Origin of the sequence: Enterobacter sp. R4-368, from assembly GCF_000410515.1 — a bacterium.
Lineage (GTDB): Bacteria > Pseudomonadota > Gammaproteobacteria > Enterobacterales > Enterobacteriaceae > Kosakonia.
Genome location: NC_021500.1, coordinates 1,065,698 through 1,092,359, shown reverse-complemented (window position 1 = coordinate 1,092,359; position 26,662 = coordinate 1,065,698). Strand labels below are relative to the sequence as shown.

General features: G+C 57.6%; 30 protein-coding genes, 1 riboswitch and 1 other annotated feature. Of the genes, 25 read left to right on the top strand and 5 right to left on the bottom strand.

Features of this window, described 5'->3' with window-relative positions; all coding sequences use genetic code 11:
* Entirely contained in the window at nt 1–900 is a 900-nt protein-coding gene (gene hisG, locus H650_RS05145; protein ID WP_020454271.1) for an ATP phosphoribosyltransferase, read from the bottom strand.
* Between the two features lie 35 nt (nt 901–935).
* Nucleotides 936–1,058: a sequence feature (His leader region), on the bottom strand.
* Nucleotides 1,034–1,084 (bottom strand): his operon leader peptide, encoded by a 51-nt coding sequence (gene hisL / locus H650_RS24365; protein WP_001364200.1) that lies wholly within the window; start codon nt 1,082–1,084, stop codon nt 1,034–1,036. Its footprint overlaps the feature before it by 25 nt.
* A gap of 175 nt (nt 1,085–1,259) precedes the next feature.
* On the opposite strand from hisL, the gene H650_RS05140 reads away from it, so the two are divergent.
* The 5 genes from H650_RS05140 (at nt 1,260) to tsuB (ending at nt 5,253) form a co-directional block, all read left to right on the top strand.
* The gene (locus tag H650_RS05140) at nt 1,260–2,087 is read left to right on the top strand and encodes an SDR family oxidoreductase (RefSeq protein WP_020454270.1); all 828 of its coding nucleotides are present in this window, start codon (nt 1,260–1,262) and stop codon (nt 2,085–2,087) included.
* Nucleotides 2,088–2,374: 287 nt separating this feature from the next.
* A complete protein-coding gene (gene yoeI / locus H650_RS26205) occupies nt 2,375–2,437 on the top strand; it encodes a membrane protein YoeI (RefSeq protein WP_487249776.1) in 63 nt (20 codons plus the stop codon).
* Complete coding sequence (locus tag H650_RS05135) at nt 2,427–3,788, top strand: APC family permease (RefSeq protein ID WP_020454269.1); 1,362 nt, start codon at nt 2,427–2,429, stop codon at nt 3,786–3,788. The genes yoeI and H650_RS05135 overlap by 11 nt, the downstream gene beginning before the upstream one ends.
* A gap of 166 nt (nt 3,789–3,954) precedes the next feature.
* Complete coding sequence (gene tsuA, locus H650_RS05130) at nt 3,955–5,010, top strand: thiosulfate utilization transporter TsuA/YeeE (protein ID WP_044489408.1); 1,056 nt, start codon at nt 3,955–3,957, stop codon at nt 5,008–5,010.
* 15 nt (nt 5,011–5,025) lie between these two features.
* Entirely contained in the window at nt 5,026–5,253 is a 228-nt protein-coding gene (gene tsuB / locus H650_RS05125) for a thiosulfate utilization sulfurtransferase TsuB/YeeD (protein ID WP_020454267.1), read from the top strand.
* A gap of 39 nt (nt 5,254–5,292) precedes the next feature.
* Here tsuB and sbcB read toward each other — a convergent pair whose 3' ends face one another.
* Nucleotides 5,293–6,717, bottom strand: coding sequence for an exodeoxyribonuclease I (sbcB, locus tag H650_RS05120; RefSeq protein WP_020454266.1), 1,425 nt, complete (start codon nt 6,715–6,717; stop codon nt 5,293–5,295).
* 210 nt (nt 6,718–6,927) lie between these two features.
* Here sbcB and dacD point away from each other — a divergent pair, with 210 nt between their 5' ends.
* The 4 genes from dacD to H650_RS05100 all read left to right on the top strand — a co-directional run bounded on the left by dacD (nt 6,928) and on the right by H650_RS05100 (nt 10,370).
* The gene (dacD, locus tag H650_RS05115; protein WP_020454265.1) at nt 6,928–8,088 is read left to right on the top strand and encodes a serine-type D-Ala-D-Ala carboxypeptidase DacD; all 1,161 of its coding nucleotides are present in this window, start codon (nt 6,928–6,930) and stop codon (nt 8,086–8,088) included.
* 121 nt (nt 8,089–8,209) lie between these two features.
* On the top strand, nt 8,210–8,683 hold the full coding sequence (sbmC, locus tag H650_RS05110) for a DNA gyrase inhibitor SbmC (protein ID WP_020454264.1): 474 nt from the start codon (nt 8,210–8,212) through the stop codon (nt 8,681–8,683).
* 126 nt (nt 8,684–8,809) lie between these two features.
* The gene (locus H650_RS05105) at nt 8,810–9,868 is read left to right on the top strand and encodes an FUSC family protein (protein WP_020454263.1); all 1,059 of its coding nucleotides are present in this window, start codon (nt 8,810–8,812) and stop codon (nt 9,866–9,868) included.
* A gap of 166 nt (nt 9,869–10,034) precedes the next feature.
* Entirely contained in the window at nt 10,035–10,370 is a 336-nt protein-coding gene (locus H650_RS05100; RefSeq protein WP_020454262.1) for a DUF496 family protein, read from the top strand.
* A 25-nt stretch (nt 10,371–10,395) separates the two neighbouring features.
* Here the strand turns inward: H650_RS05100 and H650_RS05095 are convergent, their stop codons facing one another.
* On the bottom strand, nt 10,396–11,262 hold the full coding sequence (locus H650_RS05095; RefSeq protein ID WP_020454261.1) for a GHMP family kinase ATP-binding protein: 867 nt from the start codon (nt 11,260–11,262) through the stop codon (nt 10,396–10,398).
* A 442-nt stretch (nt 11,263–11,704) separates the two neighbouring features.
* Nucleotides 11,705–11,886: riboswitch (cobalamin riboswitch) on the top strand.
* A gap of 99 nt (nt 11,887–11,985) precedes the next feature.
* On the opposite strand from H650_RS05095, the gene H650_RS05090 reads away from it, so the two are divergent.
* The 16 genes from H650_RS05090 (at nt 11,986) to cobT (ending at nt 26,159) form a co-directional block, all read left to right on the top strand.
* Nucleotides 11,986–13,359, top strand: coding sequence for a cobyrinic acid a,c-diamide synthase CobB (locus tag H650_RS05090; RefSeq protein ID WP_020454260.1), 1,374 nt, complete (start codon nt 11,986–11,988; stop codon nt 13,357–13,359).
* Nucleotides 13,356–14,312: an adenosylcobinamide-phosphate synthase CbiB gene (gene cbiB, locus H650_RS05085; protein WP_020454259.1), complete on the top strand. Its 957-nt coding sequence runs from the start codon at nt 13,356–13,358 to the stop codon at nt 14,310–14,312. The genes H650_RS05090 and cbiB overlap by 4 nt, the downstream gene beginning before the upstream one ends.
* Before the next feature lie 11 nt (nt 14,313–14,323).
* Nucleotides 14,324–14,953, top strand: a complete 630-nt coding sequence (locus tag H650_RS05080) for a cobalt-precorrin-8 methylmutase (protein ID WP_020454258.1) — start codon at nt 14,324–14,326, stop codon at nt 14,951–14,953.
* On the top strand, nt 14,953–16,092 hold the full coding sequence (gene cbiD / locus H650_RS05075) for a cobalt-precorrin-5B (C(1))-methyltransferase CbiD (protein WP_020454257.1): 1,140 nt from the start codon (nt 14,953–14,955) through the stop codon (nt 16,090–16,092). Before H650_RS05080 ends, cbiD begins: the two co-directional genes overlap by 1 nt.
* Entirely contained in the window at nt 16,086–16,691 is a 606-nt protein-coding gene (locus H650_RS05070) for a cobalt-precorrin-7 (C(5))-methyltransferase (protein ID WP_020454256.1), read from the top strand. The genes cbiD and H650_RS05070 overlap by 7 nt, the downstream gene beginning before the upstream one ends.
* Nucleotides 16,681–17,250: a decarboxylating cobalt-precorrin-6B (C(15))-methyltransferase gene (locus tag H650_RS05065; RefSeq protein WP_020454255.1), complete on the top strand. Its 570-nt coding sequence runs from the start codon at nt 16,681–16,683 to the stop codon at nt 17,248–17,250. The genes H650_RS05070 and H650_RS05065 overlap by 11 nt, the downstream gene beginning before the upstream one ends.
* Nucleotides 17,243–18,016, top strand: coding sequence for a cobalt-precorrin-4 methyltransferase (locus H650_RS05060; RefSeq protein WP_020454254.1), 774 nt, complete (start codon nt 17,243–17,245; stop codon nt 18,014–18,016). Before H650_RS05065 ends, H650_RS05060 begins: the two co-directional genes overlap by 8 nt.
* Nucleotides 17,997–19,052 (top strand): cobalt-precorrin 5A hydrolase, encoded by a 1,056-nt coding sequence (gene cbiG, locus H650_RS05055; RefSeq protein ID WP_020454253.1) that lies wholly within the window; start codon nt 17,997–17,999, stop codon nt 19,050–19,052. The genes H650_RS05060 and cbiG overlap by 20 nt, the downstream gene beginning before the upstream one ends.
* Nucleotides 19,052–19,777: a precorrin-3B C(17)-methyltransferase gene (locus H650_RS05050; RefSeq protein WP_020454252.1), complete on the top strand. Its 726-nt coding sequence runs from the start codon at nt 19,052–19,054 to the stop codon at nt 19,775–19,777. The genes cbiG and H650_RS05050 overlap by 1 nt, the downstream gene beginning before the upstream one ends.
* Nucleotides 19,774–20,559, top strand: a complete 786-nt coding sequence (locus H650_RS05045) for a cobalt-precorrin-6A reductase (protein ID WP_020454251.1) — start codon at nt 19,774–19,776, stop codon at nt 20,557–20,559. Before H650_RS05050 ends, H650_RS05045 begins: the two co-directional genes overlap by 4 nt.
* A 10-nt stretch (nt 20,560–20,569) precedes the next feature.
* Complete coding sequence (gene cbiK / locus H650_RS05040; RefSeq protein ID WP_020454250.1) at nt 20,570–21,364, top strand: sirohydrochlorin cobaltochelatase; 795 nt, start codon at nt 20,570–20,572, stop codon at nt 21,362–21,364.
* On the top strand, nt 21,361–22,071 hold the full coding sequence (locus H650_RS05035; protein WP_020454249.1) for a cobalt-factor II C(20)-methyltransferase: 711 nt from the start codon (nt 21,361–21,363) through the stop codon (nt 22,069–22,071). The genes cbiK and H650_RS05035 overlap by 4 nt, the downstream gene beginning before the upstream one ends.
* A gap of 202 nt (nt 22,072–22,273) precedes the next feature.
* On the top strand, nt 22,274–23,797 hold the full coding sequence (locus tag H650_RS05030) for a cobyric acid synthase (protein ID WP_020454248.1): 1,524 nt from the start codon (nt 22,274–22,276) through the stop codon (nt 23,795–23,797).
* A complete protein-coding gene (gene cobU, locus H650_RS05025; RefSeq protein WP_020454247.1) occupies nt 23,791–24,336 on the top strand; it encodes a bifunctional adenosylcobinamide kinase/adenosylcobinamide-phosphate guanylyltransferase in 546 nt (181 codons plus the stop codon). Before H650_RS05030 ends, cobU begins: the two co-directional genes overlap by 7 nt.
* Complete coding sequence (gene cobS / locus H650_RS05020) at nt 24,333–25,073, top strand: adenosylcobinamide-GDP ribazoletransferase (protein WP_020454246.1); 741 nt, start codon at nt 24,333–24,335, stop codon at nt 25,071–25,073. Before cobU ends, cobS begins: the two co-directional genes overlap by 4 nt.
* Nucleotides 25,074–25,100: 27 nt before the next feature.
* Nucleotides 25,101–26,159, top strand: coding sequence for a nicotinate-nucleotide--dimethylbenzimidazole phosphoribosyltransferase (cobT, locus tag H650_RS05015; RefSeq protein WP_044489406.1), 1,059 nt, complete (start codon nt 25,101–25,103; stop codon nt 26,157–26,159).
* 38 nt (nt 26,160–26,197) lie between these two features.
* Here the strand turns inward: cobT and H650_RS05010 are convergent, their stop codons facing one another.
* A complete protein-coding gene (locus H650_RS05010) occupies nt 26,198–26,509 on the bottom strand; it encodes an ArsR/SmtB family transcription factor (protein ID WP_020454244.1) in 312 nt (103 codons plus the stop codon).
* Nucleotides 26,510–26,662: the final 153 nt, after the last annotated feature.

Genomic DNA, 26,662 nt, shown 5'->3' with positions numbered 1-26,662 from the left:
TTACTCCATCATCTTCTCAATCGGCAGCACCAGAATGGAACTTGCTCCCAGCGCCTTCAGTTTTTCCATGGTTTCCCAGAACAGGGTTTCGCTGCTGACCATGTGCATTGCCACACGCTGTTGATCGCCCGCTAGCGGCAGAATGGTGGGGCGTTCAGCGCCAGGCAGCAGAGCAACGACCTCTTCCAGACGCTCGCTTGGCGCGTGCATCATGATGTATTTCGATTCGCGCGCCTGGATAACACCCTGAATACGGGTCAGCAGTTTGTCGATAAGTTGCTGTTTGGCATCGGTCATTTCGCCGTCGCGCTGGATCAGGCAGGCTTTGGAGCGGTAAATCACTTCCACTTCGCGCAGGCCATTAGCTTCGAGTGTCGCGCCGGTCGAAACCAGATCGCAAATCGCATCCGCCAGACCTGCACGCGGGGCGACTTCAACAGAACCATTTAACAGACAAGATTTAAAAGAGACGCCTTTCTGATCGAGATAGCGTTTTAACAGGTGCGGATAAGAGGTGGCGATACGTTTACCATCCAGCGCTTGCGGCCCGCTCCAGCTTTCATCCACCGGCGTTGCCAGCGACAGGCGGCAGCCGCCGAAATCGAGGCGACGCAGGGTGAAATAGCGCGGATCTTCACCCTGCGCGCGGCGGGTCAGCAGCTCTTCTTCCAGCACGTTTTCGCCGATGATGCCCAAATCAACGACACCGTCCATCACAAGGCCCGGAATGTCATCATCGCGTACGCGCAGAATATCAATCGGCATATTTTCTGCCAGGGCGATCAGGCGCTGGGTGTGCAGGTTAATTTTAATCCCGCAGCGGGCCAGGAGTTCGCGTGAATCATCGCTCAGGCGGCCGGATTTCTGAATAGCTATGCGTAAACGCGAGTTGTCTAACATTCTGTTGTCCTCTTTTATCCTGCTGAATTTGGTTCAAAAAAAAGCCCCCGGAAGAAGATCTTCCGGGGGCTTTCTCTGCGTTCATGCACCACTGGAAGATCCAAACGTCTTCCAGCACACATCGCCTGAAAGACTAGTCAGGATGATGGTGATGATGGTGGTGTTTAAATTGAACGCGGGTCATAAAATTCTCGATGAATGTTTATTCATAAGTTGTCAGTTAACGTAAACCACTTTGGTCGCCGAAGGCAAGGGCTTTTTTTTATCATTAAATCATTTCATATTCGTTGTATGAATTGTCAGTTATCACTGGCTGGCGTAGCCTTAAACAGGTGGAAGCGAGAGTGCAGGGGAGAGGCATGAAAAAGGTCGCGATTATCGGATTAGGATGGCTGGGAATGCCGCTGGCACTGTCATTAACAGCGCGAGGCTGGCAAGTTACCGGCAGTAAAACCAGCCAGGATGGCGTCGAGGCGGCGCGTATGTGCGGCATCGAAAGTTATGTGCTCAACCTTGAACCAGAATTAGTCTGCGAATCGGTGGATCTGGATGCGCTGATGCAGGTCGATGCGTTAGTTATCACCCTCCCGGCGCGCCGCAGCGGCCCCGGCGAAGAGTTCTATCTGCAAGCGATGCAGGAGATTGTCGACAGCGCGCTGGCTTATCGCATACCGCGTATTATTTTTACCAGTTCCACCTCTGTTTATGGCGATGCGCCCGGTGTCATCAAAGAAACCACGCCGCGCCAGCCTGTTACCGCAAGCGGACGGGTGCTGAAAGAGCTGGAAGACTGGCTGCATAATTTGCCTGGCACATCGGTGGATATTTTACGCCTGGCAGGGCTGGTGGGACCGGCGCGCCATCCGGGGCGCTTTCTGGCCGGAAAAACCGCGCCTAACGGCCAGCACGGCGTTAATCTGGTGCATCTCGAAGATGTTATCGCCGCGATTACCTTGTTGCTGCAGGCACCGAAAGGCGGACACATCTATAATCTTTGTGCGCCGGGACATCCGTCGCGCAAAAGTTTCTACACGGCAATGGCGCGACAGCTTGGCCTTACGCCGCCCACCTTCACCGCGTCGCGCAGCGATGATGAGAAGGGAAAAATCATAGACGGTAGCCGTATTTGCAATGAACTGGGCTTTGACTATCTTTATCCGGATCCGGCTCAGATGCCGCTGGCGTAATTTTTTTAGCAATTAGTGCTATTAAAATGTTTAATAATTCAGCGATAGCCTAAAATTCAAGCATTTAGATGCATAAACGGTGCAGGGTAGGCCTTACCGTATTGTCATCCTGCTTCAGGATGGTGCAAAATACGCCGCTGCAAAAAAATGAAGAGACTAGCCGACGTTAATCCGTCGGTTATTTTTTTTGCAGGCACAAACGTCATTCAATAAAAGAGGCCGGGCTTCGTACCGGATAGATACACATTTAAAAACCGACAGTCGTTGTCGCTGAGGAAATAACACAAATGGGGCAATTTTTTGCTTTTGCGCCGGCACTCGCCGTACAGGAGAATCGCCATGACGCATAACGTTACTCCAAAAACCTCTCGCGTGGAATTACGTAAGACGCTTACGTTGATTCCGGTTGTAATGATGGGCCTGGCCTATATGCAGCCAATGACGCTGTTCGATACGTTTGGTATCGTCTCTGGCCTGACCGATGGCCATGTGGCAACCGCGTATGCCTTTGCGTTGGTCGCTATCCTCTTTACTGCGCTGAGCTACGGTAAGCTGGTACGCCGCTTCCCGTCTGCTGGCTCTGCGTATACCTACGCTCAGAAATCCATCTCCCCGGCCGTCGGCTTTATGGTGGGCTGGTCGTCGCTGCTGGACTATCTGTTCATGCCGATGATCAACATTCTGCTGGCGAAAATTTACTTTGAAGCGCTGGTGCCTTCGGTGCCGTCGTGGATTTTCGTGGTGGCGCTGGTGGCCTTTATGACGGTCTCCAACCTGCGCAGCATCAAAACCGTGGCGAACTTCAACACCCTGATCGTTATCCTGCAAATGGGGATTGTCGCCGTCATCGTTGGTTTGATCATCTACGGTGTTTCCCACGGCGAAGGTGCTGGCACGCTGGTAAGTTCCCGCCCGTTCTGGTCTGAAGGCGCCCATGTCGTGCCGATGATCACTGGCGCGACTATCCTGTGCTTCTCGTTCCTCGGCTTTGACGGTATCTCTTCTCTTTCCGAAGAGACCAAAGATGCTGAGCGCGTGATCCCGCGCGCCATCTTCCTGACTGCGCTGATCGGCGGCATGGTATTTATCGGGGCCTCTTACTTCCTGCAACTTTACTTCCCGGACATCTCCCGCTTTAAAGAGCCGGATGCTTCTCAGCCGGAAATCATGCTGTACGTTGCGGGTAAAACCTTCCAGTGGGGCGTGCTGATTTTCTCCAGCGTGACCGTGCTGGCGTCCGGTATGGCCGCGCATGCGGGCGTTTCCCGTCTGATGTACGTGATGGGACGTGATGGCGTATTCCCGACCCGTTTCTTCGGTTATATCCATCCGAAATGGCGCACTCCGGCGTGGAACGTGCTGCTGGTTGGCGCAATTGCGCTGCTGGCGATCCGTTTTGACCTCGTCACGGCCACGGCGCTGATTAACTTTGGTGCGCTGGTGGCGTTCACCTTCGTTAACTTGTCGGTGATCTCCCAGTTCTGGATCCGCGAAAAACGCAACAAGACGCTGAAAGACCATTTCAACTATCTGGTGCTGCCAGTGTGCGGTGCGCTGACGGTTGGCGCTCTGTGGATCAACCTTGAGCAAAGCTCGATGATCCTGGGGCTTATCTGGGGCGGTATCGGCCTGGTTTACCTGGCATGTGTGACGCGCAGCTTCCGCAATCCAGTCCCGCAGTACGAAGATATCGCGCAGTAAATTTTCTTCTGCATATCTACTCAGCCGGAGCCTTGTCTCCGGCTTTTTTATATCTGTTACCTCCCTATTAATAACCCGGCGAACTAAGTTAGATAATTTCGTTATTGGTTCCGTCCAGGCTGCGCGTGGAAAATTCACGATCTGGTTTTCTGACGTAGCTACCGTTATGTTTTCAATGATATTGAGTGGATTGATTTGCGGCGCACTGCTGGGGTTTGTGATGCAGCGCGGGCGCTTCTGCCTGACCGGCGGATTTCGCGATATGTATATCGCCAAAAATAACCGGATGTTTTATGCCCTGTTGATTGCCATCGCCATTCAAAGCGTGGGTGTCTTTGCCTTAATCCAGAGCGGAGTGCTGCAATACAATGCCGGGACGTTCCCGTGGCTTGGCACTGTTGTTGGCGGGTACATTTTCGGACTGGGGATTGTCTATGCTGGCGGTTGCGCGACAGGCACCTGGTACCGTGCAGGGGAAGGGCTGATCGGGAGCTGGATTGCGCTGTTTACCTATATGGTAATGAGCGCGGTTATGCGTTCCCCACATGCAGACGGCATTAATGGGTTGCTGAAAACCTACAGCACCGAACATAACTCGATTGCCGAAACTTTCGGTGTCTCTGTCTGGCCCTTTATCGCCCTGCTGCTTGCCGTCACGCTGTGGGCAGTTGCCAGAGAGCTGCGTAAGCCGAAGCTGAAGATTGCGTCATTACCGCCGCGTCGCACCGGGCTTGCACATCTGCTGTTTGAAAAGCGCTGGCATCCTTTTGTCACTGCGGTACTTATCGGTCTTATCGCACTGCTGGCCTGGCCGCTCAGTGAAGCGACTGGCCGTATGTTTGGCCTCGGCATTACCTCACCCACCGCCAACATTTTGCAGTTCCTGGTGGCGGGGCAGAGTAAGTTCCTCAACTGGGGCGTCTTCCTGGTGCTGGGGATTTTCCTGGGGTCGTTTATTGCCGCGAAAGCCAGCCGCGAGTTTCGCGTACGCGCGGCGGATGCGCAAACCACGCTGTGCAGCGGGTTTGGTGGCCTGCTGATGGGCGTGGGAGCCAGTATGGCCGGCGGTTGTTCGATTGGTAATGGTCTGGTAATGACCGCGATGATGACCTGGCAGGGCTGGGTCGGGCTGGTATTTATGATCCTTGGCGTATGGACGGCGTCATGGTTTTTATATGTCCGTCCGCAGCGCAAAGCGAAACTGGCGGCGGCTGCGGCTTAACTTACAGGAGCTGTTATGGCTGTAAAAAAACTGGACGTGGTAACGCAGGTTTGCCCGTTTCCTCTGATAGAAGCAAAAGCGGCGCTGGCGGAGATGGCCCGCGGCGATGAATTGATTATTGAGTTCGACTGCACCCAGGCGACGGAAGCTATCCCACAATGGGCGGCGGAAGAGGGCCACACCATTACGGATTACCAACAGGTTGGCGACGCCGCCTGGAGTATTACCGTGCAGAAAGCGTAAAGCGTAAGCCGATGCCCTCCCGTTAGCGGGAGGGCTCTCTCAGACAATCTCTTCGGCGTACTGCCACAGCGCTTTCAACAGCGCCTGCTTTTCACTATCGCCTTCATATTGCTGGAACAGCGCCTGCAGCGTTTCGGCGTATTGCTGCAAAAACTCGGGAGTGAAGACATTGCGGCGATGCGTAAGCCAGCGCTGCTGTTCGTGCTCATCCAGCGTGCCGGGGAAGTTACGCGCCCGGTAGTTAAACAGCAGTTTTTCAATGCGCGCATCGGCAAAGGTGATGTCCAGCGCGGGCAGGTTGCGCGGCTCGGTTTCCAGCAAAATTTTCATCGCAGCGCGGTCGGCATCGCTGAAAAAGCCGTTGTAGATTTGTGCGTCCACGTTCTCAGAAGGGACAAACGGTTCCGCCTCGGCGAAAATCGCCAGCACTTTCTCGCGCACCTGGGGGTTATCGCGCAGAATTTGCAGATTATCCAGGCACTGCTGGCGGTTAATGCCCAGCCGCTCGGCGTCGTGCGGGCGCAGCGTATTGGCCTGCGCCAGGATCGGGCACTTATTCAGATGCACCAGTTTCACGGGCACCGCCGCGCTATCGCCGAGTTCCGCTTTCGGTGTATACAGCCTTTCGCGCAGCGCATCGGTATCCAGTTCCAGCAGCGGCGACATGTCTCCCGCCAGATCCACCATAATCACCGCGTTGCGGTTTTCCGGGTGCCAGGCCAGAGGTGCCACCCAACTGGTGTTACCGCGCCAGGCACCAAACATCCCGGAGACATGCACCAGCGGTTTCATTTGCGGCACATCGATCAGCGTCGCCAGCTTCTGCTTATGGCGATGGCTGAACAGGTAGTCGAACAACTTCGGCTGCTTCGCTTTCACCAGTTGCGCCATGGCGATAGTGGCGTAAACATCCGCCATTGCATCGTGGGCGTTGGCGTGTTCAATGCCGTTGGCTTTTGTCAGGTGCTCAAGGCGGAAACTGGGCAGACCGTCTTCATTTTCCGGCCAGTTAATCCCGTCCGGGCGCAGGGCGTAGCAGGCGCGCATAACGTCCAGCAAATCCCAGCGTGAATTATGGTTTTGCCAGCTCCAGGCGTAAGGATCGTAGAAGTTGCGGTAGAAAATATTGCGCGTCACTTCGTCGTCAAAACGCACATTGTTGTAACCGAGCACACAAGTGTTCGGCACGGTGAACAGATCGTGAATACGTTTGGCGAAAGCCGCTTCGTTCTCGCCTTTAGCGCGGGCAATTTGCGGGGTGATACCGGTTATCAGCACCGCTTCCGGCTGCGGCAGATAGTCGTCCGCCGGTTTGCAATAGAAGACTTCCGGCTCGCCAATAATGTTGAAATCCGCGTCGGTGCGAATCGCGGCGAACTGCGCCGGACGATCCAGCGCCGGGCTGGTACCGAAAGTTTCGTAATCGTGAAAGAGAAAAGTGGGCGTTGCGGCGGAATCAGACACCAGATGCTCATCCTGTCAGTAAATATGCCCTCTATGGTAAACCATCCCGGCGCGTGTGCCGAAGGAAAACCGGTCATTCTTCCGCAGACCTTCGCAAAAACAGACGTTTAAAATCGATCCATGTCACACTTTTTTGCAATTTAACCAGGTAACGACACACGAAGTTCCGTACAAAGAACGACGATTTTAGATGCCATTGAGGATATTTCATTGAAACGCCGTTTGTTTGTTGCTTCTTTGCTGGCGGTTTGCGTTAACTACGCTTACGCCGACGACTTACCTTTTGCCCCTCAGCCCCCGGCAATTCAGGCGGGCTCCTGGGTATTGATGGACTACACCACCGGGCAAATCTTAACGGCGGGCAATGAACATCAGCAACGTAACCCGGCGAGCCTGACCAAACTGATGACCGGCTACGTGGTTGACCGCGCCATCGATAGCCACCGCATCAGCGCTGATGATGTCGTCACCGTTGGAAAAGACGCCTGGGCAAAAGGAAACCCGGTGTTCGATGGTTCTTCACTGATGTTCCTCAAACCGGGCGATCGGCTGACGGTGCGTGATTTGAGCCGCGGTTTGATTGTTGATTCCGGTAACGATGCCTGCGTGGCGCTGGCGGATCACGTGGCGGGCGGGCAGCCGCAGTTTGTCGCCATGATGAATGATTACGTCCAGAAGCTGAATCTGCGTGATACCCATTTTGAAACCGTGCACGGGCTGGATGCACCGGGTCAGCACAGCTCGGCGTATGACCTGGCGGTGCTCTCGCGCGCCATCATTCATGGCGAGCCGGATTTCTACCATATGTACAGTGAAAAAAGCCTGACGTGGAACGGCATTACCCAGCAAAACCGCAACGGTTTACTCTGGGATAAGACGCTGAATGTTGACGGGCTGAAAACCGGCCATACGTCTGGCGCAGGTTTTAACCTGATTGCCTCAAGCGTGGACGGAGAACGTCGCCTGATTGCGGTGGTAATGGGCGCCGACAGCCCGAAAGGGCGTGAAGAGCAGGCTCGTAAGCTGCTGCACTGGGGCCAGCAGAACTTTAATACCGTGGAAATTTTGCGTAACGGTAAAAAAGTCGGAAGTGAGCGCGTGTGGTACGGCGATAAAGAGCAGGTTGATGTTGGCACCGATCGGGATTACTGGCTGGTGCTGCCGAAAGCGGAACTGCAAAACGTAAAAGCCAAATATGTACTGGACAGCAAGGAGCTGGATGCGCCGCTGGCAGCACATCAGCGCGTGGGGGAAATCCAGCTTTATGACCGCGATAAAGTGATCGCGCACTGGCCGCTGGTCACGCTGGATAGCGTCCGCAAAGGCGGCTTGTTCTCGCGTCTTAGTGATTACTTCCACCACAAAGGCTGACACCGTCAGGCGTCGGCTGGAAGGCATGCGAAGTTGCTCGCATAATTGAGCGGTTGCAGATGGCAGGCGCAGGCCTGCCCGTTATACTGTATGTTCGAACAGTAACGCTAAGGGAGTTAGTATGAGCTACACAGTCAAGCAGTGTGAAAAACGCCGTATCGCCGGGTTTCATCTGGTCGGGCCGTGGGACGAGAAAGTTAAACAGGGATTTGCACAGCTGTCGATGTGGGTTGATAACAAGCAGATCCAGCCGCTGGAGTGGATTTGCGTTTATTACGACAACCCGGATGAAGTACCCGCAGAAAAATTGCGGGCGGATGTGGCAATCACCGTTGACGCTGCGTTTCAGGTGCCAGCCAACAGCGAAGGGGTGATGACCACTGAGGTTCCGGGCGGCCAGTACGCGGTGGCGCAGGCGCGGGTTTACAACGAAGAGTTTGCAGCAAGCTGGGATCTCTTTTTCGATGAGTTGCTCGCCGATCAGGCGTTACAAATTTCGGCCGGACCCTGTTTCGAAATCTATCGCAACGACGGGCAGCGCGACGGTTACTGGGAGATTGAGATGTATATTCCGGTGGAGTCGAAAGCGCTGTAAGCTGTAAACGCACGCAAAGGGACGTCAGGATCAAACTGGCGTCTCTTTTTTGTTTTAAAAGGTGATCTCTGCCACTGAAAAATCCTACAATTGCGCCTCTTTTTACTACTAGCCCGGAGAACGGCCGTGCGCCGCGACAAATCACTCAGCTCTTTTGAAATTCGTCTTTACCGCCATTATCGCGTCGTTCACGGCGTGCGCATTGCTCTGGCCTTTGTGCTGACTTTCCTGCTGATCCGCCTGCTGGATGTGCCGGAAGGCACCTGGCCATTAATAACGCTGGTGGTGCTGATGGGGCCAATTTCCTTTTGGGGGAATGTGGTACCGCGCGCTTTCGAACGTATCGGCGGCACTATCTTCGGGGCCGCACTGGGGCTGGTAGCGTTAAGGCTGGAGCTGATTTCTTTGTCGCTGATGCTGGTGTGGTGTGCCGTTGCGATGTTTATATGCGGCTGGCTGGCACTCGGTAAAAAACCTTATCAGGCGCTGATTATCGGCGTGACGCTCTCAGTGGTAGTCGGCGCGCCGACCGGGGATATGCATACGGCGCTGTGGCGCAGTGGCGATGTGATCATTGGCTCGCTGCTGGCCATGTTGTTCACCGGCATCTGGCCGCAGCGAGCGTTTTTGCACTGGCGCATTCAGATGGCGAATTACGTCACGGCGTTTAACCGGGTCTATCAGGCGGGTTTGTCCCGCAACCTGGTGGAGCGACCGCGTCTGGAAAAGCACCTGCAAAAAATTCTCAATGACGTGGTAAAAATGCGCGGCTTAATCACGCCAGCCAGTAAAGAAACCCATATCCAGAAAGCGATTTTTGAAGCTATCCAGACCGTCAGCCGTAATTTGGTGTGCATGCTGGAATTGCAGATCAACGCCCACTGGAGCTCGCGCGCCAGCCATTTTGTCATGATCAATGCGAATACTTTGCGTGAAACGCAGCAGATGACGCAGCAGACGTTGCTGACCATTGCCCACGCGTTGTATGAAGGCAACCCGCAGCCGATTCTGGCAAACACGGAAAAGCTCAATGAGATTGTCACCGAGTTACGCCAGTTAAGCCGCGCGCATCAGGGGGATGCACTGGCCGAAACTTCAATTCATGGTTATGTCTGGTTAAGCTTGGAGCTGGCGCGCCAGCTGGAATTGTTATCGCATTTGATCTGCCGGGCATTGCGCAAATAAGCGGCAGATAGCCGCTGTACACAGTCTGGTTGTTTCGATTCAGCTGGATTTGTGGTTATGATAGGGAAAAGGAAAAATTATTGTCATATGCAACCGCTTTGGGTAGGTTTGCCTCTAAGCTTGTTGCGTTAACGAATCCGAATCTCACATTATCAGGGGTGTAAAAATGGAAACAACCAAGCCTTCGTTCCAGGACGTTCTGGAGTTTGTGCGTCTGTTCCGCCGCAAAAACAAGTTGCAGCGTGAAATTCAGGACGTTGAGAAGAAGATCCGTGATAACCAGAAGCGCGTACTGCTGCTGGATAACCTCAGCGATTACATCAAACCGGGCATGAGCGTTGAAGCCATTCAGGGCATTATCGCCAGCATGAAAACCGACTACGAAGATCGCGTAGATGATTACATCATCAAAAACGCCGAGCTGTCGAAAGAGCGTCGCGACATCTCCAAAAAGCTGAAAACCATGGGCGAACTGAAGCCGGCTGAAACGAAAACCGAATAATGCCTCGCGGTGAGAGGTTCGCCTCTCACCCTTCTTTCACGCCGCCCGCCACCATCTTCAATAAATAATTTTTCGGCCAGTGCGCCGCCAGTTCTCTCTTCGCTAAAAACCGGCAAACCGCCCCCACATCGTGACGTGCCGAATCCAGAAACAAACCCACCACGCTCCCGCTGTGCGCCACGTTCAGACCGTATAAACCGAACTGCTCCACCAGGTTGAGCAGGGTAGTGAACGCAGGTTTCGGCAATAGCGTCTGGCTGGCCATCGCGCTGAGTGTTGCGGCTTCGCCGAGCAGTGCGGCATCTTTTTGCGCGCACGCGCGCTGTAGCATTTGCCACGCGCTGTCCAGTATTTCCGCATTGTCCAGCAGCGCCTGCTGGCGCGCCATCCGGTGATAATCTGCGGTCGTTAGCGTCAGCGGGCTTTCCAGTAGCAGGATCTCGGTGGGCGGCAGTGCGCCACAGGGAATGCGCGTTGCCGCCGTGTTGTGGTCAAACAGCGTCAGGCCTGAAAACAGGGTGCTGTCGGTCGGCTCCAGCGCCACGCAAAGTTGCGCCAGCGTCTTTTCATCCAATGATTGATTGAGGTGCCGGGCCGCCGCCACGGCTGTCGCCGCAATATCGGCGGTGCTACTGGCCATGCCTTTCGCCACCGGAATTGTCGAGTGGCAGTCAATACGCAGGGTCGATGAGAGGGATGCGGGGAGTTGCCAGTGCGCCAGCAGTTGCCTGAGCATCGCGCGGGTGAGCGGGCGTTCATTGGCAAGCGGCGTACCGGTGGTGACTTCGACGTGGCTATACCACGCCACCGGGCAGGAGACCAGCTTTTCGCCGCCGAGGATCCAGCCCTGGATAATTTCGCCGCAGGATGCGGGACATGCTGCCTGCGCCACGGTGCTTCCCCTTAAAAATAAAAACCGGATAGTGTCACTTCATCCGCGCGAATGCCAGCGTTAACCACTGCCGGTATATGTCCCTCAGGGCACGAAGCATACCCTGTTATTGCACTCGCAGATGGCTTTTACCTTCGGCAGGTAAGGATTTTCGCAGGATCGATAGTGCACAGCCTTTTCCGTCAGCGCTATCACCCGGCTGCGCCGTTATTTTTTTACCGCCTGAGACGGTATTGAATTACGCATGAAGTTTTCAGCGCTAAAGATCGGTTGGCGAAAGCTGAATAAATCAGGTGTTGATAAAAACGGGCACGCAATACATTGTCATAGCGCAACAAACTCGCGTTTACGCGACGATAAACTGCTTCAGTTTTATTTCCCTGCGGCAATCCAGTGCGCTTTGGGGAAATGTCATGAGAACGCGAACTCTGTTTTCGCGCCGTGACGCAATAAGCCAACAGGTTTTGCCGCCGCTTTTTGCGCGGCTGGGAAGGGGGTGAAAATCCCCCGCAGCCCCCGCTGCTGTGATGCTGACAACCCCGAAAACGCCACTGATCGCCAGATCGGGAAGGACGGGTGAGGATGACGCTAAGCCAGAAGACCGACCTGATGGGCCATTATCAACAACTTCGGTGGGAAGTGGGTTGCTCAGAAGCGAACGGTCGCAAGACCGGGCAAACGCGCGCCTGACTTCAGCTTTCCGCCCGGAATGGGGTGTCAGGAATGTCAAACCGGCGCAGCGCTTTTCTCCTTGCCGGAACCGGCAGCGGCTGTGGGAAAACCACCGTCACGCTGGGGCTGCTCACTGTTTTTAAGCGCCGTGGCTTACGCGTTCAGCCGTTCAAAGTTGGGCCGGATTACCTCGATACCGCCTGGCACAGCGCCGTTTCTGGCGTTGCCTCCCGCAATCTCGACAGCTTTATGCTGCCGGAGCCCACGCTAAACGCGCTCTTTAGCGATCATGCTGCCGCATGCGATGTCGCAGTTATTGAAGGGGTGATGGGATTGTACGACGGCTATGGCACCGACCCGGATTATTGCAGCAGCGCCGCGCTGGCAAAACAGCTCGGTGTTGCGGTGATTTTACTCGTTGATGGCAAAGCGGTGTCGACCTCCATTGCCGCCACGGTGATGGGTTTTCAGCACTTTGATCCGCAACTGCCGATTGCCGGCGTTATCGTGAACCGGGTCAACAGCGACAGCCATTTTCAGCTACTTAAACACGCCATTGAACGCTATTGCGCGCTCCCGGTGCTGGGCTATGTCCCGACCACGCCCGGCGTTGCGTTGCCGGAGCGCCATCTCGGGCTGGTGACCGCCCGTGAATCAGTGGTGGAAGCGCGGGTGTGGCACGATTTTGCCGGGCGTCTGGAGCAAACCCTTGATATCGACCAACTGCTGACGCTCAGCCAGGTCACGACCCTTCCCGCAGGGCAAATGCCGCCGTTGCCGGATGTCGTTGCAGGGCTGACGCTGGCATTAGCCTTTGATGAAGCCTTCAATTTTTACTACCCCGATAACCTCGATTTACTGGAGCGTGCAGGTGTGCGCATTGTGCGCTTTAGCCCGCTGCGGGATCGCCAGTTGCCGGAATGCCAGATGCTGTGGCTGGGCGGCGGTTACCCGGAGCTGCATGCGCGGGCGTTATCAGAAAATACCCCGATGCTGGAGGTTATCCGCGCGGCGCATCGGCGCGGTGTGGCGATCTACGCCGAGTGCGGCGGGCTGATGTATCTTGGCACCGCGCTGCGTGATGCGGACGGCGAGGAGTGGCCGATGGCGAATGTGATCCCCGGTCTTAGCGTGATGGGCAGCAAACTGACCCGCTTTGGCTACTGCGAAGCCCGCGCCACGCAGCAGACCTTACTGGCGGCAGCGGGTGAAACCCTGCGCGGTCATGAATTTCACTACTCGGATTTCACCGCGCAAACGGCGGCGGTGCTTGACTGCCATAAAACCCGCGACGGCGAAGTACTCAAACGCTGGCAGGGCGGCTGGCAGGTTGGCAACACGTTCGCCAGCTACCTGCATCTGCACTTCGCCCAACGCCCGCAAATGCTCAACCACTGGTTTGCCGCCGCAAGGAGCGCGCAATGACGCTGCTTGCCTGGGCTGTGGCCTTTTTACTCGATCGGTTGCTGGGCGACCCGCCGCACTGGCCGCATCCGGTACGCTGGATTGGCGCGCTGATCAACCTGCTGCAAAGCATCGTGCGGCGTTGTTGCCATAGCGATAACGCGCTGCGCGTGGGCGGCGGTGTGATGTGGCTGGTGGTGGTCGGCGTGAGCTGGAGTCTGGCCTGGGGCGTGCTGGCGCTGGCGAGCGCCATTCACCCGTGGCTCGGCTGGTGCGTTGAGGTGTGGATGATTTTCACCACGCTCGCCACCCGCTGTCTGGCAGACATGGCGCGTGAAGTGGAAAAACCGCTGCGCGAAGGGCTTCTGGCGCAAAGCCGCGAAAAACTCTCATGGATCGTCGGGCGCGATACCCGCCAGTTGCAGCCGCCGCAAATCACCCGCGCGGTGGTGGAAACGGTCGCCGAGAACACCGTCGATGGAGTGATTGCCCCGCTGTTCTTTTTACTGCTCGGCGGCGCGCCGCTGGCGATAGCCTATAAAGCGGTCAATACGCTGGATTCGATGGTCGGCTACAAACATGAAAAGTACCGCGCCATCGGCATGGTCAGCGCCCGGCTGGATGATGTCGCCAATTTTATCCCGGCACGCCTGAGCTGGCTGCTGCTGAGCGTCGCCGCCTGCTGCTGCCGCCAGAATGCCCGCGCCGCGTTGCGTATTGGTTTTCGTGATCGGAACAATCACAGCAGCCCGAACTGCGCCTGGCCAGAAGGCACCGTGGCGGGGGCGCTCGGCGTGCGCCTTGGCGGGCCAAATGACTACTTCGGCCAACGTGTCGACAAACCCTGGATTGGCGATGACACCCGCGCCATCGACGTGGATGACATCGGGCGAGCCATCCGGATGATGTGGCTGGCCTCGACGCTGGCGCTGGTGCTGTTTGCACTGGTGCGTTTTGTGTGGATGGGAGCCTGAGGATGGAAAAGATGGATTATTTGCAGCAACCGCAGGCTATTGAAGCCAAAAGTTTTGTCATTATCGACGACATCATCAACGAGACGCGTCCCGATTACCGCTTTGCCAGCCCACTACATGAAGCGGTGATCAAACGGGTCATTCACACCACAGCGGATTTCGACTGGCTCGATATCTTATGGTTCTCCTCTGACGCGCTGGAAAGCCTGTGTTCCGCGATTAGACAGGGTTGCACGCTCTACACCGATACCACCATGGCGCTTTCCGGCATCAACAAAACACTGCTGGCGCAGTTCGGCGGCGAAGTGCGGTGCTATATCTCCGATCCGCGCGTGGTGCGCCGCGCCAAAGCCGACGGTATCACCCGTTCGATGGCGGCGGTTGATCTGGCGCTGGGCGAAGAGGGCGGCAAAGTCTTTGTCTTCGGTAATGCGCCCACCGCGCTGTTTCGCCTGCTGGAACATAACGCGCCGGTAAGCGGCGTGGTCGGTGTGCCGGTCGGGTTTGTCGGCGCGGCAGAATCGAAAGAGGCGCTGGTGGCGAGCGGTTTACCGGGTATTGCCGCTCGCGGGCGCAAAGGCGGTAGCAACGTGGCGGCGGCGATCGTTAACGCATTGCTTTACAGCCTGCGGGAGGCGTAATGAGCGAACAGGCGTTCGACGATCCGGTGTGGCACAACGGAAAAGCGCTGCGCAAAGGCTATACCACCGGCTCCTGTGCGACGGCGGCAGCGAAAGTGGCAGCGCTGATGGTGCTGCGCCAGCACCTTATTCACCAGGTGTCGATTGTCACGCCATCGGGTGTCACGCTGCGCCTGAACGTCGAATGCCCGCATGTGGAGGGGCTTCAGGCTGTCGCCGCGATTCGCAAAGACGGCGGCGATGACGTCGATGCCACGCACGGCATGCTGATTTTTGCCCGCGTCACGCTCAATGATGAGGGGGAGATCATCCTGCGCGGCGGCGAAGGCATCGGCACGGTGACCCGCAAAGGCATTGGCCTGGCGGTCGGAGAGGCGGCCATCAACCGCACGCCGCGCCAGACTATCGAAGCCGCTGTGCGTGAAGTGATTGGCCCGACGCGCGGCGCCGAGGTGGAAATTTTTGCCCCGGAAGGGGAAGCGCGGGCGAAGAAAACCTACAACGGCAGGCTTGGTATTCTTGGCGGCATTTCAATTATTGGCACCACCGGCATTGTCACGCCGATGTCAGAAGAGAGCTGGAAACGCGCGCTGGCGCTGGAGCTGGAGTTAAAACGCGCCGCCGGGATGGATCGGGTGATCCTGGTGCCCGGCAACCACGGCGAGCGTTTTGTGCGCGAACATCTGGGCGTATCGGGCGAACTTGTGGTCACCATGAGTAACTTTGTCGGCTACATGCTGGAAGAGGCGGTGCGCCTCGGTTTCCGGCATATCGTGCTGGTCGGTCACCCTGGCAAGCTGGTGAAAATCGCCGCCGGGATCTTTCACACCCACAGCCATATCGCGGATGCGCGCATGGAAACGCTGGTCGCACATCTGGCGCTGCTCGGTGCGCCGCACGCGCTGCTGCTGGCGGTGAGCGAGTGCGATACCACCGAAGCGGCAATGGAACACATCGACGCCGCCGGGTTCAGCCACCTTTACGATCACCTGGCAACCCGAATCTGTCAGCGTATCGAACAGATGCTGCGCTTTACAAACAACCCGCCGCAGTGCGATGCCGTGATGTTCTCCTTTGATAACAACGTGCTGGGCGCGAACCGTCCGGTTGAAAAAATTGCGAGGGATCTCAGATGTTGACCGTTGCCGGAATGGGGCCGGGCAATCTGGCGCTGATGACGCCGCAGGCGCAGGAGGCGGTGGCGCAGGCTGAAGTGCTGGTTGGCGGTAACCGCCACCTGGCGCAGTTCCCCGATTTTGCCGGGCAACGGCGGGCGCTGGATGCCGATATCCCGGCTTTGCTGGCGTGGCTGGAAAAACACGCCGCGCGCAATGTCGTGGTGCTGGCCTCCGGCGACCCGTTGTTTTACGGCATCGGCACGCGGCTGGTGGCGCATTTTGGTATCGAACAGTTGCGCATTATTCCCGGCATCAGCGCCGCGCAGTACCTCTGCTCGCGCACCGGTATTGATATGAACGATATCTGGCTGACCAGCAGCCACGGGCGCGATGTCGATTTCGATGCCCTGGCGCGTGCCAGCAAGGTCGCGATGGTGACCGATGCCCGCTGCGGGCCAAAAGCCATTGCCGATGCGCTGATTTCGCGCGGGGCAGAAAAGCGCTGGCTGGTGATTGGCGAAAACCTCGGTATGGACAATGAACGTATCCACTGGCTGCGCCCTGCGGATGTGCAGGCGCATTACGAAATGAATGTGGTGGTGATCCTCGATGAAAGATGAGCGGTTTATTCGCGGTGAAAAGGTGCCGATGACCAAAGAGGCCGTGCGCGCAGTAGCGCTGTCAAAGCTGGCGCTGCACGATGCCCGCCACCTGATCGATATCGGCGCGGGCACCGGCAGTGTGAGCATCGAAGCGGCGCTGGCACACCCGCAGTTGCAGGTCACGGCGATTGAACGCAACCCGGCAGCGCTCGGGCTGCTGGAAGAGAATTGTCAGCGCTTTGCTTGTCGCAATATCACCCTGATCCCCGGCGTTGCACCGCTATTCATTGAGCAGCCCGCGGACGCGGTGTTTATGGGCGGCAGTGGCGGCAATCTGACGCAACTTATCGACTGGTCGCTGGCGCAGCTTAGGCCCGGCGGGCGGCTGGTGATGACTTTTATTCTGCAGGAAAACCTCAGCACCGCCCTGGCGCACCTGGCCGATTGCCCCGTCACTGCGCTGGATTGCCAGCAACTTCAGGTTTCCCAACTGACTTCGCTTGGCAGCGGCCACTATTTCAAAGCGCATAATCCCGTTTTTTTAATTTCCTGTGAAAAGGAGCAACACCATGGCTGAGCACGCGGATGCACAAAATGTCTGGTTTGTGGGCGCAGGACCAGGCGATAAGGAGCTCATCACGCTGAAAGGGTATCGCCTGTTGCAGCAGGCGCAGGTGGTGATTTACGCCGGTTCGCTGATTAATACCGAACTGCTGGAATACTGCCCGCCAGACGCAGAGTGCCACGACAGCGCAGAACTGCACCTTGAGCAAATCATTGACCTGATGGAAGCCGGGGTGAAGGCCGGGAAAGTGGTGGTACGCCTGCAAACCGGCGATGTTTCTCTATATGGCTCGGTGCGTGAACAGGGAGAAGTGTTAACCCGCCGTGGTATTCGCTGGCAGGTTGTACCCGGCGTCAGCGCGTTTCTCGGCGCGGCGGCGGAGCTGGGCGTGGAGTACACCGTGCCGGAGGTGTCGCAAAGCCTGATCATCACCCGCCTCGAAGGACGCACGCCGGTGCCGGAGCGCGAACAACTGGAGGCATTTGCCAGTCATCAGACCTCGATGGCGATCTACCTCTCGGTACAGCGTATACACCGCGTGGCGGAACGTTTAATCGAAGGTGGTTACCCACAGACCACGCCAGTGGCGGTTATCCATAAAGCGACCTGGCCGGAAAGCCAGACGGTGCGCGGCACGCTGGCGGATATTGCTGACAAAGTACGCGATGCCGGGATCCGCAAAACCGCGCTGATCCTCGTGGGGGCATTCCTGGGCGAAGAGTTCCACTACTCGCGGCTTTACGCGGCAGATTTTAGCCATGAATACCGCAAAGCCTGAATCGATAGCGCTGTTTTGCCTGACGCCGGGCGGTGTGGCGCTGGCGGCTCGTCTGCAATCTGCGCTGCCGATGACTTGTTTTACCAGTGAGAAACTACTCGCGGCGGGGTTTCAGCCTTTTGACGGCAGTTTTGCCCAGGCGTTGCGCGAGGCGTTTTGTCACTTTTCAGCGGTGATTTTTATCGGTGCAACCGGCATTGCCGTGCGCGTTATCGCCCCGCTGGTGAATGACAAGTTTAACGATCCGGCGGTGATCGTCATTGATGAACGCGGACAGCATGTTATCAGCCTGCTCTCCGGGCATTGCGGCGGTGCGAATGCGCTGGCGCGTTACCTCGCGGCTGTGCTGGACGCCGATCCGGTGATCACCACCGCGACAGACGTAAACGATCTGGCGGCGCTCGACACGCTGGCCATCCAGCTGGATGCGCGAATGCAGGATTTTCGCGCGGCGGTAAAGACCATCAATCAGATGCTGGTCAGCGGTAAACGCGTTGGCCTGTGGTGTGACGCGGCGATGCGTGAGGACGTGGCGCGTTGCGATACACGCGGTTTTATCGCAGTGGATCGCCTCGATGCGTTACCGCAACTGGATGGCCTTGTGTGCGTGACCACTCAAGCGGCGCTGCCGGTTCTCCCTGTGCCTGTTTTCAAACTGGTGCCGAAACGCATTGTGGCGGGGATGGGATGTCGGCGCGATACGCCCTTTACGCTGCTTTCGGCGCTGTTGCAACGCCAGTTGCAGACGAACGCCATTGACCCGCTGGCGCTGCGTGCGATTGGCAGCATCACCTTAAAGCAGAATGAAAAAGGGCTGATCCAACTGGCGCAAAGCCTGGGCGTGCCGTTTGACGTTTTCACGGCTGAGGCATTGCGGCAGCACGAACACCATTTTCCCGCTTCGGAATTTGTCCGTCACACCGCCGGAGTCGGAAGCGTCTCCGGCCCGGCGGCATGGCTGATGAGCGACGGGCAACTGACTGGCGAAACCCTGCGCGAGCAGGGCGTGACTATTACTTTGGGAGTTTCACACTGATGTTAACGGTAATCGGGATTGGCCCCGGCTCACAGGCAATGATGACCATGGAAGCCGTTGAAGCGCTGCAGGCGGCAGAAATTGTGGTCGGTTACAAAACCTATACCCATCTGGTGAAAGCCTTTACCGGCGATAAACAGGTGATCAAAACCGGCATGTGCAAAGAGATTGAGCGCTGCCAGGCGGCGATTGAGCTGGCGCAGGCAGGACATAACGTGGCGCTGATCAGCAGCGGTGACGCCGGGATCTACGGCATGGCCGGGCTGGTACTTGAGCTGGTGAACAAGCAGCAACTCGATGTGGAAGTCCGTCTGGTGCCTGGCATGACCGCCAGCATTGCCGCCGCCGCGCTGCTCGGTGCGCCACTGATGCATGACTTTTGCCATATCAGCTTAAGCGATCTGATGACGCCGTGGCCGGTGATTGAAAAACGCATTGTCGCGGCGGGTGAAGCGGATTTCGTTATTTGCTTCTACAACCCGCGCAGTCGGGGCCGCGAAGGCCACCTGGCGCGCGCGTTTGAACTGCTTACGGGCAGCAAAAGCGCCGACACGCCGGTGGGCGTGGTGAAATCTGCCGGGCGCAAAAAAGAAGAGAAATGGCTGACCACGCTTGGCGAGATGGATTTTGAACCCGTCGATATGACCAGCCTGGTGATTGTGGGTAACCGCGCCACTTATGTGCAAAACGGCCTGATGATCACGCCCCGGGGCTACACCCTGTGAGCGCCGGGGAGGTGTTGGTTATCGGCGGTACCAGCGATGCACGGCAAATTTGCCAGCAACTGGACGCAGCCAATGTGTGCTACACGCTGTCGGTGGCGACACCGACCGGGCAGCAGCTGGCGGGGAATATTCGCGGTCAGGTGCGCTGCGGGCGGCTGGAGATGCGCGATATGGTCGCATGGCTGCAACACCACGGTACGCGCTGGGTCATTGATGCTTCGCACCCGTATGCCGATGCGGTGAGCCGCAATATTGCCGCGGCCTGCGAGCAGGCACAGGTGCTGCTCAGCCGTTATCAGCGCCCGGAGCAGTTAGCGGATTTAACCCATCCGTTGCTGTTTTATGTCGCCACGCTGGAAGAGGCCTGCGCCAAAGCCCGCGAACTGGGCGAGCGTATTTTGCTGACCACCGGCAGTAAAGATCTGGCGCGCTGGCGCGAAGGCTTGCCGGATAAAACCTTACTGGCACGGGTACTTCCCGTGCCGGAAGTGGTGGCGCAGTGCGCGGAGCTGGGTTTTGGCGTTGGTGATATTTTCGCCCTCTGCGGCCCGTTCAGCGCCGGGTTTAACGCCGCGTTTTATCGCCAGTATCGTGTGGAAGTGCTGATCACCAAAGCCTCCGGGGCGGAAGGCGGTTATCTGGAAAAAGTACAGCCCGCGCTGGATGTCAGCATCCCGTGCATCGTCATTGCCCGCCCGCAACCTGCGGTGAGCGGGGAAGAGTTACTCGACAGTCAGGATGCCTTCGCCGGGCGGTTGCGGCGCTGGCTGGCGGCACAGTGAGGAGAACAGCATGAAAAAAGCCCTTCTGGTGGTGAGCTTCGGCACCAGCTATCACGACACCTGTGAGAAAAACATTGTTGCCTGCGAGCGCGAGCTGGCGGCCAGTTGCCCGGATCGCACCCTGTTTCGCGCGTTCACCTCCGGCATGATCATTCGCAAGCTCAGACAGCGCGACAACCTGCACATTGATACCCCGCTCGAAGCGCTGCAAAAGCTGGCGGAACAGGGTTATCAGGATGTGGCAATCCAGTCTTTGCACATTATCAACGGCGATGAGTACGAAAAAATTGCCCGTGAAGTGCAAACGATGCGCCCGCTGTTTAAACGGCTGGTGATTGGTGCGCCGCTGCTCAGCAGCCATGAAGATTACCTGCATCTGATGCAGGCGCTCTCGCGTCAAATGCCGATGGTCGCCGCGGACGAACGCGTGGTGTTTATGGGCCACGGAGCCAGCCACCATGCTTTTGCCGCGTATGCCTGCCTTGACCATATGATGGCGGCGCATCGCTTCCCGGCGCGTGTCGGCGCGGTGGAAAGCTACCCGGAAATCGATGTCATCATCGACAGCCTGCGCCGGGAAGATGTCAAAGCCGTTCATTTGATGCCGCTGATGTTGGTGGCAGGCGATCATGCGATTAATGATATGGCTTCCGATGATGACGATTCGTGGAAAACGCAGTTCGAACGCGTCGGTATCGCTGCCACGCCGTGGCTGCAAGGGTTGGGCGAAAACGCCGATATCCGCGCCATGTTTGTTCAGCATTTACATCAGGCACTCGAACACGCACTGGAGGTGGCGGCATGAGCGGAAAACTCTACGCCCTCAGCACCGGTCCGGGCGCGGCGGATCTTATCACTGTGCGCGGTGCGCGCATTCTCGGAAAGCTGGATGTGCTGTATGCGCCGGCCGGGCGCAAAGGCGGCGACAGCCTGGCATTGTCGATTGTACGCGAGTATCTCGGTGAGCAGACCGACGTGCGCTGTTGTCACTTCCCGATGAGCGCCGACAGCGCGGAAAAAGAGGCGGTGTGGGATGAGGTTGCCGCTGCGCTGGAGGATGAAGTGCAGGCCGGAAAGCAGGTCGGTTTTATTACGCTTGGCGACGCCATGCTGTTCAGTACCTGGGTGTTTTTGCTGCAGCGCCTGCGACACCCGCAAAATCTGGAGATTGTTCCCGGCGTCACCTCGTTTGCCGCTATTGCCGCGCGGGCGCAAACACCGCTGGCGATGGAACAACAGTCGCTGGCGGTGGTTTCCTGCACCGCGCCGGAAAGCGACATCCGCCAGGCACTGGCGCAGCACGACAGCCTGGTGTTGATGAAAGTCTATGGCCGTTTCGCGCGGATCAAAGCGCTGCTTGCGCAAGCGGGGTTGCTCGACCATGCGCTGATGATGGCAGAAGCCACGCTGCCGGGAGAACAATGCTGGCAGCGGCTGGGCGAGGTGAGCGACGATCAGCCGTTGCCCTATTTTTCGACCATTCTGGTGAATAAACAGTGGGCGAAGGCATAACAGCGCCCTGATGTGCGAGGGCTACCGGTGTTCATCCGCGAGCTTGAGCGGTGTGTGCCGATAATGGAGTAATCATCATATTATCGCCAGCCATGACATTGCTTTATTCTACATGGCTGGTGAGAAGTAAAACGGCACGGCGGGCAGCAGTGCCGCTGTGCAAACATGCCCGCATGCGGGCGACGCAGGTTAAGGAGGCGTCATGACGCAGGCCATTATGCTGCAGGGCACCGCATCGGACGTGGGCAAAAGCGTGCTGGTGGCGGGGCTGTGCCGTATTTTTCATCAGGACGGGTTAAGAACCGCGCCGTTTAAATCGCAGAACATGGCGCTCAATTCGGGTATCACTGCGAACGGCCAGGAGATGGGGCGCGCGCAGATATTTCAGGCCGAAGCGGCGGGTATCCAGCCGGATGTGCGCATGAACCCGGTGCTGCTCAAACCGACCAGCGATCGCAAAGCGCAAGTGGTGCTGATGGGCAAAGTCGCCACCGATATGGACGCCGTGAGTTATCACGACTATAAACCGCGGCTGCGCGAGCAGATTATCCAGGTTTACCAGAGCCTGGCGCAGGAGTATGACGCGCTGGTGCTGGAGGGCGCGGGCAGCCCGGCGGAGATCAACCTGCGCGACCGGGATATCGTCAATATGGGCATGGCAGAGATGGCCGCTTGCCCGGTCATTCTGGTGGCGGATATTGACAGAGGCGGCGTTTTTGCCGCGATTTACGGCACGCTGGCGCTATTACAGGAGCATGAACGCTGGCGGGTGAAAGGGGTGATCATCAATAAATTTCGCGGCGATGTCGCGCTGCTTACCCCGGGAATTAAGCAGATTGAAGAGTTGACCGGCGTACCGGTGATTGGCGTAATGCCGTGGCTGGAGGTCGACCTTGAAGATGAAGACGGCGTGGCGTTACAGCGCGGGAAATACTTGCGCACCGGCGAGCGGGCGCTGAATATCGCCGTGGTGCAACTCCCGCATATCTCTAATTTCACCGATTTCAATGCGCTCGCTGCTCAGCCCGACGTACGCGTTCACTACGTGCGCACGCCGGAGGAGCTGCATAGCGCCGATCTGCTAATCCTCCCTGGTAGTAAAAACACCCTTGGCGATCTCAACTGGCTGCGCGAAAGCGGGCTGGCGAAAGCAGTGCTGGAACGTCATCGTGCAGGTGTGCCGATTATTGGCGTCTGTGGCGGGTATCAAATGCTTGGCGAAACCATTATTGATGAGGTGGAGTCCGGACTGGGGCAACAGCCAGGGCTGGGGCTTCTGGAGACGGTGACGCGATTTGCCCGCGACAAAACCACCACCCGAGTCGACGCGAGTTTGCAGGAGACGCTCCCCGGCTGGCTGGCGCCGTGCGCCGGGCTAACGGTGCGCGGGTATGAAATTCATCTGGGTGAAACCACGCGCAGCAATGGTTGCCAGCCGGCGTTATGGCTACAAAAAGCGGGGCAGCGTGTGGCAGATGGCGCAGTCAGCCGTGACGGTCTGGTGTTTGGCACCTATCTGCATGGCTTGTTCGATAGCGACACGTTCACCCGCACACTGCTTAACGGGCTGCGTCAGCGCAAAGGGCTGCCGCCGCTGGATGCGCGCGTTGATTACGCGCAGTACAAAGCGCAGCAGTTTGATATCCTCGCCGACGCCATGCGTCAGCATGTGGACATTGATCGTATTTATCAAATTATGCAGCAACATCAGGAGCAAGCATGTTAACCCTTGTTACCGGCGGCGCGCGCAGCGGCAAAAGCCGTCATGCTGAATCGCTGGTCGCGGATGCAAAAACGGTGCTCTATATCGCCACTTCGCAAATCGTTGATGACGAAATGGCGACGCGGATTGAGCACCACCGGCAGGAACGCCCCCGACACTGGCGCACCGAAGAGCGCTGGCAACAGTTGTCAGCCGTCATTACCCCGCATAACGATCCTGACGAAGCGGTATTGCTGGAATGCATTACGACGCTTGTCACCAATCTGCTGTTTGCTTCTGGCGCGGGCGACGACCCGGATAACTGGGATTACGCCGCGCTGGAAGCGCAGGTTCAGCACGAGATTGAACACCTGATTGCCGCCTGTGCGGCGTGCCCGTCGCCGGTGGTGCTGGTGACCAATGAAGTAGGTATGGGCATTGTGCCGGAAAACCGGCTGGCGCGGCATTTTCGCGATATCGCCGGGCGCGTCAACCAGCGACTGGCGCAGGCGGCAGATCACGTCTGGCTGGTGGTGTCAGGGATTGGAGTCAAAATCAAATGATCAAATTATTTTTCGCCACGCTCTCTTTTATCAGCCGTTTGCCGGTGCCTGGCCGTTGTGTGCAGGGGCTGGATGTCGCGGAATATGTGCGCGGTATTGTGACCTTTCCATTGGTCGGGCTGCTGCTCGGGGCGCTCAGCGGTGTTGTCGTACTGGCGTTACAACCCTGGTGCGGCGTGCCGCTGGCGGCGCTTTTTGGCGTGCTGGCGCTGGCCTTGCTAACCGGAGGCTTTCATCTGGATGGTCTGGCGGACACCTGCGACGGTATCTTTTCCGCGCGTCGACGCGAACGGATGCTGGAAATCATGCATGACAGCCGACTTGGTACCCACGGTGGCCTGGCGCTGGTGTTTGTGCTGGTCGCCAAAATCCTGGTTATCAGCGAGCTGCAACTGCGCGGTGTCAGCATCATTGCCGCACTGGCGATGGCCTGCGCCGCCGGGCGTGGTTGCTCGGTGTTACTGATGTTCGGCCATCGCTATGCGCGCGAAGAGGGGCTGGGCAACCTGTTTATCGGTAAAGTTTCCGGCAGAGACACGCTGGTTACGCTGACCATCACTGCGTTGCTGGCAATAGCCACATTGGGCTTGAAAGGAATTATTGCGCTGCTGGTGACGCTGGCGGCGATCTTCCTGCTGGGGCAGATGCTTAAACGCACGCTGGGTGGGCAAACCGGCGACACGCTGGGCGCCGCGATTGAACTTGGCGAAGTGGTATTTCTTCTGGCGCTGCTCTGAACAGCCCGCAACATAACGAGAAACAACATGCAGACATTGACGACACTACTGGCAAGTATCCCGACCCCCAATGATGTAGCAATGGCGCAGGCACAGCGCCACCTGGATGGTTTACTGAAGCCGGTTGGCAGCCTCGGGCGACTGGAAGCATTAGCGGTACAACTGGCGGGAATGCCGGGGTTAAACGGCACGCCACGTAGCGGTGAGAAAGCCATTGTGGTGCTCTGTGCCGATCATGGTGTCTGGCATGAGGGCGTGGCGGTATCACCGCAGGTTGTCACTGCGATTCAGGCGGCGAACATGACGCAGGCGACGACGGGCGTTTGCGTTCTGGCCGCGCAGGCCGGTGCGAAAGTACATGTGCTGGATGTTGGCATTGATGCCGATCCGATCCCCGGCCTGGTGAATATGAAAGTCGCGCGCGGCAGCGGCAATATCGCCACCGGCCCGGCAATGAGCCCGCAGCAAGCTGAAGCATTGCTGCTGGAAACGATGCGCTACACCCGAGAGCTGGCGGCGCAAGGCGTGAAGCTCTTTGGCGTCGGTGAACTCGGCATGGCCAATACCACACCGGCGGCGGCGATTGTCAGCGTGCTGACCGGCGAAGAACCTGAACATGTGGTTGGCATTGGCGCAAATTTGCCGGAAAACCTGCTCGGGCATAAAGCGCAGGTAGTGCGTAAAGCAATTGCCGTCAACCAGCCCAATCCCGCCGATGGCCTTGAGGTGCTGGCAAAAGTGGGGGGATACGATCTGCTGGGAATGACCGGCGTGATGCTTGGCGCGGCGTCTTGTGGTCTGCCGGTGGTGCTGGACGGTTTCCTTTCTTACGCGTCGGCGCTGGCGGCGTGCCGCATGGCGCCACAGGTAAAACCGTATCTGATCCCTTCGCACCTGTCGGCGGAAAAAGGGGCGCGCCTGGCGCTGGAACATTTAGGGCTGGAACCGTATCTCAATATGGGCATGCGTTTAGGCGAAGGGAGCGGGGCGGCGCTGGCGATGCAACTGGTTGATGCGGCCTGCGCGATCTATAACCACATGGGTACGCTGGCAGCGAGCAATATCGTGCTGCCGGAGACGAAATAACGATGTCCGTTGCCGGGGGAGTTTTGACTTGCCCGGCATTACCCCTCTTTTTGCATTGCCTGCAACAGCGTATCCAGCAAACCCGGATAGCAGGCGTCGAGATCTTCGCGGCGCAGGGAGATCATATTTTCCCGACCCTGCGGGCGCTGCCAGACCACGCCGCTATCGCGCAGGACGCGCCAGTGGTGCGTCATCGTGGATTTCGCCACATCTTCCGGGCGCAGGGCGTTACAACTTAATTCGCTGCCGTCGGCAAGCCGCTTGATCATCGCCAGGCGCAGGGGATTGCCAAGGGCAAAGAGCACATTTTCAAGGCGAAATTGCTCACGTTCGGGGTGGTTAGCGATCATAATCTTCCTGTGTCGGCGGTGGCTGTGCTGGAAAAGCAGCAGCCCGTATCGGCGGCTGGGCCGGTACTATACGCAAACTGCTTTGCGAAAGCCACGAGGTCAATCGCGGCTCAACCAATCGTAAGAATAGCAAAAATAGTTCGAATATACTCG